This is a genomic window from Acidisoma sp. S159, from assembly GCF_009766125.1.
Classification (GTDB): Bacteria; Pseudomonadota; Alphaproteobacteria; order Acetobacterales; family Acetobacteraceae; genus Acidisoma.
Genome location: NZ_LMUG01000063.1, coordinates 24,212 through 34,009 on the forward strand (window position 1 = coordinate 24,212; position 9,798 = coordinate 34,009).

General features: G+C 59.4%; 10 protein-coding genes. 8 read left to right on the forward strand and 2 right to left on the reverse strand.

Annotation, left to right across the window (positions count from 1 at the left end):
• The first annotated feature begins 266 nt into the window (after nucleotides 1–266).
• The gene (locus GSQ92_RS22110) at nucleotides 267–875 is read left to right on the forward strand and encodes a hypothetical protein (protein WP_256367120.1); all 609 of its coding nucleotides are present in this window, start codon (nucleotides 267–269) and stop codon (nucleotides 873–875) included.
• Between the two features lie 8 nt (nucleotides 876–883).
• Here GSQ92_RS22110 and GSQ92_RS22115 read toward each other — a convergent pair whose 3' ends face one another.
• The gene (locus GSQ92_RS22115; protein WP_159013988.1) at nucleotides 884–1,354 is read right to left on the reverse strand and encodes a hypothetical protein; all 471 of its coding nucleotides are present in this window, start codon (nucleotides 1,352–1,354) and stop codon (nucleotides 884–886) included.
• Nucleotides 1,355–1,364: 10 nt separating this feature from the next.
• Nucleotides 1,365–2,183, reverse strand: coding sequence for a conjugal transfer protein TraL (locus tag GSQ92_RS22120; RefSeq protein WP_159013989.1), 819 nt, complete (start codon nucleotides 2,181–2,183; stop codon nucleotides 1,365–1,367).
• Between the two features lie 642 nt (nucleotides 2,184–2,825).
• Between GSQ92_RS22120 and GSQ92_RS22125 the strand changes: the two genes are divergently transcribed.
• From GSQ92_RS22125 to GSQ92_RS22155, 7 genes are all read left to right on the forward strand, one after another.
• Entirely contained in the window at nucleotides 2,826–3,188 is a 363-nt protein-coding gene (locus GSQ92_RS22125; protein ID WP_216856901.1) for a plasmid mobilization protein, read from the forward strand.
• Nucleotides 3,185–5,173 carry a TraI/MobA(P) family conjugative relaxase gene (gene traI / locus GSQ92_RS22130; RefSeq protein WP_159013990.1) on the forward strand — a complete coding sequence of 663 codons (1,989 nt, stop codon included), beginning with the start codon at nucleotides 3,185–3,187 and terminating at the stop codon, nucleotides 5,171–5,173. Before GSQ92_RS22125 ends, traI begins: the two co-directional genes overlap by 4 nt.
• 245 nt (nucleotides 5,174–5,418) lie before the next feature.
• Nucleotides 5,419–7,344 (forward strand): type IV secretory system conjugative DNA transfer family protein, encoded by a 1,926-nt coding sequence (locus GSQ92_RS22135; protein ID WP_254066665.1) that lies wholly within the window; start codon nucleotides 5,419–5,421, stop codon nucleotides 7,342–7,344.
• Between the two features lie 32 nt (nucleotides 7,345–7,376).
• Nucleotides 7,377–7,922: a conjugative transfer signal peptidase TraF gene (gene traF / locus GSQ92_RS22140; RefSeq protein ID WP_159013992.1), complete on the forward strand. Its 546-nt coding sequence runs from the start codon at nucleotides 7,377–7,379 to the stop codon at nucleotides 7,920–7,922.
• Between the two features lie 371 nt (nucleotides 7,923–8,293).
• Nucleotides 8,294–8,911 carry a lytic transglycosylase domain-containing protein gene (locus tag GSQ92_RS22145; RefSeq protein WP_159014012.1) on the forward strand — a complete coding sequence of 206 codons (618 nt, stop codon included), beginning with the start codon at nucleotides 8,294–8,296 and terminating at the stop codon, nucleotides 8,909–8,911.
• Entirely contained in the window at nucleotides 8,904–9,116 is a 213-nt protein-coding gene (locus tag GSQ92_RS30385) for a hypothetical protein (RefSeq protein ID WP_216856902.1), read from the forward strand. The genes GSQ92_RS22145 and GSQ92_RS30385 overlap by 8 nt, the downstream gene beginning before the upstream one ends.
• Nucleotides 9,106–9,768 carry an ArdC family protein gene (locus tag GSQ92_RS22155; protein WP_159013993.1) on the forward strand — a complete coding sequence of 221 codons (663 nt, stop codon included), beginning with the start codon at nucleotides 9,106–9,108 and terminating at the stop codon, nucleotides 9,766–9,768. The genes GSQ92_RS30385 and GSQ92_RS22155 overlap by 11 nt, the downstream gene beginning before the upstream one ends.
• The last annotated feature ends 30 nt before the right edge of the window (nucleotides 9,769–9,798 follow it).

Genomic DNA, 9,798 nt, shown 5'->3' on the forward strand with positions numbered 1-9,798 from the left:
CTCACCTTCCTCATACTCGTCCCCCAGGCCGTCTCCTGGGGAACATTTTAGGTGAGGCAACAGTCCTGCCTGGGGAGCATTTCAGGCGAGGCAATGCGATTCTGATCCTGATCGCCGCGCAGCACGCTGACTCAACTGCGCATATCTCCGAGCCGCCCTCATGTTTTTGGCCAGAACTTCGCGAATGTACTCCGGCACGCTTTGTCCTCTAGGCATCCTTACCATTCAATAGCGTTACGCCTGCATTTTCTCCTACCACGGCTCGCGTGCAAGGGCTGATTTTCCCGTGTGGTCGGCTCGTCGAGCGAACCAGCGACCTATGGCAGCCCGGCCTTGGATCACGCTCTACGAGAATAGAGCGGATCAACGAACCGCTACGCCGGATGTTGGACAGCCCGACGGATCAGCCAGCTTACGTGGTTGGCCGGCGCTGGGACGTGCTGGCATGGAACAGGGCGGCCGAGGAGGTGTATGGCCCGTATGGGCGGCTCGAGGGTGACGAGCGCAACACGCTGCATCTGATATTTACGGGTCCGGATCATCACCGCTTGCTCGTCGATTGGGAGGCAGTGGCGCGGGCCTTGCTCGCGATGTTCCGCGCCGACTATGCCCGCCATACCGGAAACCCAGATTTCATGCGCCTTCGCTCATCTGACACGTCACAGCAAGAGTTCGCGCAGCGGTGGCCACAGCGTGAGGTGGCACGCCTGCTCGCGGGCCAGAAACGCATCAATCACCCGACCGTGGGGCAAATGCTTTTCGAATACTCCAGCCTTGGCGTGGGCGACCTGCCGGATATGAAGCTGATCGTCTTCACGCCCATTGATGATTCGGCCAAAAAGCTGGCGCGATTAATTCGCGATCGACCCCTGTGAAGCTCACCTTAGCGTCCGGCCAACCAAAAGCCGATTCCTCCGCCGAGCGAAATTGCACTGACGATGGTGGTAAAGCCGGCGGCCCAAATCGCGATCAACCGAGCCCTGCGCACTTCGATAATGTCGGCTTGCACCGACGCTGAACTCGCTGCTACGGCCGAAAGAAAGTCACTCGCCATAGTGGAACTGGCCTCCATCAACTTATCGGCCGACCATGTCCCCGCATCATTGACAAGCTTTGCAGCGGTTGCTTTTGACAGATCAATCTGACTGGCGACTTCCCGTCGGCCTGTCTCGATTTGTGCAACCAGTCGGTCAGTGGCCTGATTCGCGACGTCGGTGACGAGAGTTTTCAAATGTTCGGCGAAGATTTGATGGACAACTTCGACCGCGGTTATCGTCGCAAGAATAGGATCATCCTCAGACAGACGGATTTTGTGCCTCCTGGCGACCTCATTGATGATTGCTTTCGTGTCCACAGCGCTGACCTCAGACGACGACCGCAATTTGATCGAATATCTCGCGCTGCATCTGCTTTAGGCGCTGCTTGGACATCAATCGTATTTCCGGATTTCCGATCGCCTCAGAGAAAGTCAGCTTTTTGCTGAGGATGACCTCCATATCGCGGCCGAATAGCTCAGAGGTATGATGTGGCACACGAATAAGACCTAAGATCTTGGTCTTGTGTCGATCGTAGGCGCGTGAGTCTTCGAACTCCTTACCGTCAAAGGTGATCACTCCTTTGACCGCCTCATTGAGCCAGATGACGAGCTTCGAATCGGCTCCTAGATTCCCCGCGATATCGTCGAAGCCCGACATCGTCTCGTTGAGGGCCTCACCGCCCACGATCGGAATATGAAGTATGAGGCGCCGACCAGCTTCTGACAGTACGGACGACACGTTATTACTGATGAGATAGCTCATAAAGGCGAGAAAATTAGTCGCCCCATTGTCAACGATAAAATCTGTTTCCTCCATGATGAATGACTCGACGATATCGTCGAACTTTCTGCTGTCTATGGAATTGTTCTCACACAGGATGTCTACGGACCGGACGTTGAGAGCCTTGTAAGCGGCCAGAGACTTATTGCTGGGATCGGCATCAAGTACTACCACGGCACGGCCCGTGGCTTGATAAAACTGGGCGAGACAATTCGCACAGAAGGATTTTGTGACACCACCCTTGTGCTGCAATGTCATGTGGACATCGAACATCTCAGCCTTACCAGAGATCGGCTTTTCTGTCATCGGCGGGGCCTTTGTGTCGTCGATAGGCGCGGGGTCGCGGAGCTGCTGTTTTAGTGCCACCAATCGTCTCCGCGGATGTCATGAGAACCTGTTCTTGAAGTTCGGGAGTGGAACGTGTCGGAGGAGGGGAACCGAGCATGACATAGCCCGTAGCCGCAGACTCGGCGGGCATCGTCGCTGTTGAGTTTGGCGGCACAGATGAGTTTAGCGACCCGTCTCGTCTCGTCGAGGCTTTGGAGAAACGATCTCTCGCCAGGCCGATATGACGTGCGACGAGCTGATGAAAATGGCGATATCCGATTCCCAGCGTCTCCTTTCGCGAGTCATAAATTGACTTGAGGGAGACGCCGCTCGCAACGTCCAAACGGATCGATGTGAGTTGAGCAGCGAAGGCTGCCCGACCTGCAAAGCGACGAGAACGAGGTGCATCCATGGCGCTTTTCATCTAGCGTGATATGACGTACGGCGTCAAGCTGAAATGGCTGACTGGAATGCATTTGAGCTCAATCAAGCTCATTTTGGTGCACTTTCTGGGATGAGCTTAAATGAAGCTATTTGAGGCCAAATGAATCAAAAGCGTCTGGCAAGATATGCGCCGTATATGTACGTCGCCGGCTTGGGCTTACTCGCTCCTGGCGGAGCTCGACGCTGCAGCTCTGCGAGGCTGACGGCCGCTACCGCGTCTGAGAAGAGCCAGATCTAATGGGCGCGCCAGCCGCGGGCATCGCGAAAGATACCCGGCCGAGGGCTAAGCAGCCCTGCGTTGTTTGGGTAACGCCGATCGAGAAGGCGGAGATTGGGCGGCGCGCGAGGGCAACTGGGCTCTCGACTTCGACCTATCTCCGTACGCTGGGGCTGGGCTATGAACCCCGGTCACTCCTCGACGCCGATAGAGTGGGCGAACTGCTGAAAGCGTGCGGTGATCTTGGTCGGCTAGGGGGCCTCTTGAAACTCTGGCTTTCGGAGCGGCCAGGGGAGGGAGCGCCGCAGGCCGATGTGCGCGCGCTGCTGCATTCGATCGACGATCTGCGTGGTCAAATCATTGAGAAGGTGGCATCCGTTTGATCGCGAAGGCGTCCCACCGTGTCGCCGGGGGAAGCTTCGCGCGACTCGCGGCCTATGTCTCCGACCTTAAAAAGATTGGTGAGCTTCGTGACTGGAGGAAGACCGCCGATTATATCCTCGACCGCAAAGCCGGTGGCGAGAGGGTCGACGGGATCCGGGTGACGAATTGCGCCAACGAGGAGCCCGGGCTTGCCCTGGCCGAAATCGGGAACGTACAGGAGCGCAATACCACCTCGAAGACGGATAAGACCTATCATCTGATCGTCAGTTTTCCGCCGGGCGAAAGGCCGTCACCGGCCCAACTTCATGACATAGAGGACGCACTTTGCACTGCGATCGGGCTGGTCGACCATCAGCGGATTTCAGCGATCCACAATGACAAGGACCACTTTCACTTTCACGTCGCCATCAACAAGGTGCATCCGGCAACCCTGAAGGTGATAACGCCGTATTTTGATCAGCCTCGCCTTCAGGCAGCTTGCGCCGAGCTCGAGAAAAAGCACGGGCTGACCGCCACCAACCATCAGATGCCAGTGCGAGGTGCTGGCCGCGTCAGTAGTCGTGCCGCGGCAATAGAGATACACGGCAAGCAACAAAGTCTCATTCAGTGGGTGCGCGATGAGGCCGGCCCTACACTGCTAAATGCGCAGCGGACCGGCCGGAGCTGGCAGGATTTACACGAGGCTGCGGCGATCTATGGGTTGGAAGTGAAGCCGCGCGGCGCAGGGCTGATAATCGCCGTTGTCGGTGACAAATACGCGCGCGTAAAGCCGTCCGAGATCGACCGTAGGCTGTCATTCGGATCGCTGACGGAGAAATGGGGCGCCTACCAGGCACCGACGGGCCCGCAGAGCAGACCGGAGGAGGTTTACCCGCGGGCACCTCTGCATACTCCGAGCCCAAAGACCGCCGAACTCTTCCGCGAATTCCAGCGAGAACGCGGGCGTGCCCTTGAAGAACGAAAGACCGCTCGCGAGACCAGGCGCGTGCGCGCGGGCGCTTGGCTTAAGGAACTGGCGGGCTGGGCCGCAGAACGAAGGGCAGCCATCAAGGCCATGCCCCACACTGCCGATGGCCGACGCGCTGCCTATGCCGCGCTAAAGCGCGATAAGGCCGTCGCGGCCGAACGTGAAAAGGAACGCCGGGCAGAGGAGCGACGGCAAGCCGCCGGTCGCCCGTTGCTTACCTGGCAGAGCTGGCTAGAAAGCCAGGCAGCACAGGGCAACACGCTGGCCGCTGAGGTCCTGCGATCGACCAGCAAGCGGCAGGCGGAGTTAGGCGCGGCGGTGTTATCCGCCGAGAACGCTGACCAGGCCCGACATGTCGTTTACCAGCACCTTCGCCCCGTCGTGGGGCGCGATGGTGCAATCACCTATCGCCTCGCCGACGGCGGCCGGGTGACAGATCAGGCGCAACAGGTGCGGGTAGATGAAGTCTCGATTGCTGCCAGCTTCCTGGCGCTCAGCCTGGCCGCAGACCGCTTTGGGCATCGGCCTCTTCTCGTTGGCGGCACGGACACATTCAAGGCGCAGATCGGGCGCTTAGCTGTCGTAGAGGGGATGAACGTCACCTTTGCCGATCCTGTCATGGAGACGGAACGGCAACGCCAGGCGTGGGAGCAGCACCAGGCGCACTCCGCAGCACAGTCCGCGGGTGGCACCAATACGGACGTAGACCCACTGATCGTGGCATTCATCGAGCGGCGTAACGCGACCAGGGACCGTGTATCGGACCTTATGCCGCATCGGGCCTGGACGTCCAAGGATGCCGGCGACGCCACCTATCGCGGACGCCGCCAAATTGGAGAGGGCAATGAGGTTCTCCTGTTCGAGCGCGGTGGGGAAATTCTGGTTAAAGCGGTGTCGCGAGCGCAGGCGGCCAAGGTATCAACATGGCGCGTCGGCGACGGGACGCGGCTCGATGAGCGCGGCCGATTACATGATCATCGTCCACAGCAAGAAAGGTCAGAAGGGCAAGAACGATGATCATCACGAGCTGTCGGCGCGCGCCGGACTACCATTGCTTTCTGCTTTTCGATATGACGTATGATATCAGGCTGTGTGGCCGGCTCGGGATGGGCGGTGGCGCAAGCGCCGTGCGGCTCGGCGGGGCGCCCCGAGCGCTCGCCCTACAGTAGGAGAGAGTCGAGATGAATGAGATGCCGAACATCCCGACGCTACCCATCACGAGGGGGAAAGGCGGATTACGCCAAGCACTCCTCGGCATGACGATGATCGGCAGCCTAGTCGTGGCTCTCAACTCCGGCGTGACGCAATTTGTCGCGTGGCGCCTCACCTACAGTCCCGCTTTGGGAACGCCCTGGTTCGCCCGATATTACGCCCCGTGGAATTGGTTCGATTGGGCGCAGGCCCCGTGGGCCGGCGACGTATCGAATACCTTCCAACTCGCCGGAGCCGGCGTCATGATCATTGTCGCTGTATCGGTTCTGGTCGCGGTGCAGATTGGCGCATCGAACCGACGACGGCCACAAAAGATCGAGGGTCTGCACGGCACTGCCAGGTGGATCACGACAGCCGCCGAGCTGCGCGCGATCGGCTTTCTGCCGAGAGCCGGCGAGGAGCACGGGGCAGGGGTCTATATTGGCGCCTGGACCGATCCGAGGACCGGGAAGACGCGCTATCTCCGACATGATGGGCCCGAGCATATCGGAGCCATTGCGCCGACGCGTAGCGGTAAGGGTGTTGGTCTGGTTCTACCAACACTTCTATCCTACCCGCAGAGTTGCGTCGTAAACGACATGAAGGGTGAGCTTTGGGGACAGACCGCGGGATGGCGAAAGGAACACGCCAAGAACGTCGTTATCAAATTTGATCCGGCCTCGTCCGAGGGGAGCGGACGCTTCAACCCGGTCAACGAAATCCGCCTCGATACAATTCATGCGGTAGGCGACACACAAAATCTCGTAACGATGATCGTCGATCCCGATGGAAAAGGTCTGAATGATCATTGGGCAAAGACAAGCCACGCGCTGCTGACGGGCCTGGTGCTCCATATCCTCCACAAAAAATGGGAAGCGCGTGATCTTGGTGAGGAAACCGAGGAGGCGACGCTTTACACAGTCGCATTCTACCTTTCCGATCCCACACGGGACGTGAAGTCCCTCTACGAGGAGATGAAAGACACCGCAGCCGAGGTCAATGGAAACGATTCACTACGGCCGGACATGACCAGCGAAAAGAGAGAAGCCCTAAAGGACGCCCGCGCCGTCATCGCGGCCGCCGGGCGCGACATGCTGAACCGCCCGGACAATGAACGCGGCTCCGTGCTTTCCACGGCGATGTCGTTCCTTTCGCTCTACCGTGATCCCCTCGTGCGACGGAACACTTCGTCTTCTGACTTCCGAATTCACGACCTGATGAACCATGAGCAGCCCGTAACCCTCTATTTGGTGGTGCGGCCAAGCGATAAGGACCGGCTACGCCCGCTTGTCCGCTTGGTGTTAAATCAGATCGTTCGCACCTTGACCCGTGAAGAGTTGAAACGGCTTCCGGATGGCCGATTTATATCGCCACACAAGAGACAAATGCTTTTGATGCTGGACGAGTTCGCCGGATCATTCGGAAAACTCGATATTTTCGAGGAGTCGCTGTCGTTCATCGCCGGGTACGGCATGAAGGCTTACATCATCCTTCAGGACCGTGAGCAGCTGTTGAAGTCCTACGGCCCCCATGAGAACATTATTAGCAACCTGCACATCCGCATCGCCTATGCACCGAATCAGACTCAGACCGGCGAGTGGATTTCGGAACTTCTCGGTACCACGACGATCATCAAGGAAGACGTGACCGAGAGTGGCAAACGTGGCAGCACGCTGAACCAGATAAGCCGATCATATCGCGAGATTGAGCGCCCGCTGATGACAGCGGACGAAGTCATGCACATGCGATCGCCCACCAAAGAGGCCGAAAGCGGCAAGATCACACATCCCGGTGACATGTTGATTTTCGGCGCGGGGCAATATGCCATCTATGGCACGCAAATTCTCTACTTCACGGACGACGCCTTTCAGGCACGCTCGATGATTTCGCCACCTGAGACGATGCGGATAGCGCACATCTCGCCGCGATCCTCTGTACCCGCCTTCAAAGCGGCAGCTGAGCCGAAGGAGGCGGTCGTCGTGCCGCTCCGCGCATGAGGTCGCCGCCCGATCGGTCACCGCGGCGCGCTTTGACGAAGCGCGAGAAAATCTCCGTCGCGGCGGGCGCCAGTTTTGCTGTCGCAGCGTCTTTTGTAACTGTCGTCTTCGCACAGGCTGACGGCCTATGGATCAACACGACCGACTCCATGCCGATGGGACTGTGGCGGCAGACGGCGCGGCACGAAGCGCGGCCTGGCGATGTCGTCTTGCTCTGCCTGCCGAACACGCCCGTTACCAGGCTGGGGAAGGACAGGAAGTATATCGCCCCTGGTGCTTGCCCGACTGGCCAGGAAATCTTGCTGAAGCCAGTAGCGGCCGGCCCGGGCGACTTGGTCGCCGTGTCTTCTTCCTGGATCATCGTCAACGGGCGTGTTGTTGCGAACAGTGGTCAACTCGCCCGCGACAGCCAGGGACGACCGCTGCCTGGCTATCCGGCTGGGCAGTATCGTGTACCCCTGGGTGAAATCTGGCTGGTCTCGCCGCATAACCCCCGCAGCTTCGACAGCCGCTATTTCGGCCCGGTCTCCGCCTCGCTTGTCAAAGGCACCGTCCGGCCGGTTTGGGTGACAGACTGATGGTGTCCTGTATCGCGATCGGTGACGGTACTGCGCTTGGGGTCGGCCGGGTCCATTCAAAGTGCGTGCCATTGACGATGGTCGAAACCTCGTCCGGTGCCTCCATCGCCTCGGACCTGAAGCGACCTAGGCCGAGTGATACGGCAATCATCACCCTTGGGGCGGGGGATCGGGACGGCGTTGAAATCATCGACAAGCTTCGTCGTGCGCGCCAGGCAGTGACCGCGCGTAAGGTCATCTGGCTTATCCCCAATGCCACCCCTCCGGCTCGCCAGGCAGCCGCGACGGTCGCGGCTGAGTGGCGCGATAGCATCATCGACACTCGCCCATCCCTGCCGGCTGCCGACGACCCCGCGCAGGGGCCTTCTTCCATGGCGGCGGGGATTCGCACTCCTGAATGGCACACCGCTACCGCTACCGCTACCGATCCCGGAGCCGCGCTCCTGGCTTGCGGATCGACGGTTGAGCCCAGCACTCTTAGCGCGATCATTCGCGTGGAGAGTGGCGACCGGCCTTTGGCGATCAACGTCAACGGCGTTGAAAATCAACCTCGGCAGGCTGCTACGGCCGCAGAGGCGACATCTATTGCACAGTCTTGGATCACGCGCGGCTATAGCGTTGATCTCGGATGGATGCAGGTAAACAGCCGAAACCTGGCGAGTCTAAATTTCACGGTCGCGCAAATGTTCGATCCATGCACGAACATCATGGCGGGTGCGTCGATCCTGACGGCCGACTATCTGTCGGCAATGGGAAGCAGGCCGAACCCGCAAGATGCGCTGCGCGCCGCACTCTCGGCCTACAACACCGGAGATTTTGAGCGCGGTTTCTACAATGGCTATGTTGCTAAGTACTATGGACCGAGCGCCGGCGGCGGCAACATGCCGACCATTGCAGCCGTGGCCTACCAACCAAGGCACACGCGCGCGCCGTCTAGTCCGTTCACCGCTAGCCCGGATGTCTATTCGAGGGAGGCAACCAATGAGTGACGAGATACCGCCGACTCAGATTGCGGAGGACGCAATCGGAAAGATCACCCGCGTTGAGACAAAGCCGCTCATCTCTCGCAACCTGGCCGACTTTGGTACGCCCGGCGTATGGGTTGAGGTAGAGCCAAACATTGCCGAAGAAATGGGGGCTTTCGAAGAAACCGCCGTGACCGCAGCGGACGCGGAGGACGATGATGGCAACTGATTACGCCAGGAAAGTCGCCGAAGAGCTGATCGACCAACTTCGACAGGGCGCCGCCCCTTGGCAAAAGCCCTGGGCCCCGGGAGAGCGGTTCATGCCGTACAATCCCACCACGGGAAAGGATTATCGCGGCGGCAACGCAATGTGGCTCATGGCCCAGGGCTATCCCGACGCGCGTTGGATGACCTATCGCCAGGCAACCGCCGAGGGCGTTCAGATCCGCAAAGGTGAGCATGGCGCGCAAATCCAATATTGGATCACACGCGGCACGGAGGCCGTAACGGATGCCCAAGGCAAGCCCGTTCGCGGTGAAGACGGAAAGCCGCTGATCCGTGAAGTAGAATATGAACGGCCCCGCGTGAAGACATTTACGGTCTTCAACGGCGAGCAAATCGATGGCTTACCGCTCGCACCCGCACGCGTAGTGGAAACATGGGAGCGTCACCAGCGGGCGGAATCCATCATCGCGGGATCGGGTGCACGTATCGACCACCAGCCCGGCAATCGAGCCTGTTATCAGCCTGCGGCCGATAGGATTGTCTTGCCGGAGCGCGGCCAGTTTCCGACGGCGGATGCATATTACATCACGTCCCTGCATGAGCTGGGCCATAATGCCGCGTTCGGGATTATGCCGCGCCGATGCGCTTTTGCCTGAAACGACGTGGCTCACCGGCGCGGCGTATCG

Excerpts from the sequence above, each read along its gene's own strand:
- GSQ92_RS22125 (WP_216856901.1), top strand. The coding sequence starts at position 2,826 with ATGGGCGCGCCAGCCGCGGGCATCGCGAAAGATACCCGGCCGAGGGCT.
- GSQ92_RS22135 (WP_254066665.1), top strand. The coding sequence starts at position 5,419 with ATGATCGGCAGCCTAGTCGTGGCTCTCAACTCCGGCGTGACGCAATTT.
- GSQ92_RS22145 (WP_159014012.1), top strand. The coding sequence starts at position 8,294 with ATGGCGGCGGGGATTCGCACTCCTGAATGGCACACCGCTACCGCTACC.
- GSQ92_RS30385 (WP_216856902.1), top strand. The coding sequence starts at position 8,904 with ATGAGTGACGAGATACCGCCGACTCAGATTGCGGAGGACGCAATCGGA.
- GSQ92_RS22155 (WP_159013993.1), top strand. The coding sequence starts at position 9,106 with ATGGCAACTGATTACGCCAGGAAAGTCGCCGAAGAGCTGATCGACCAA.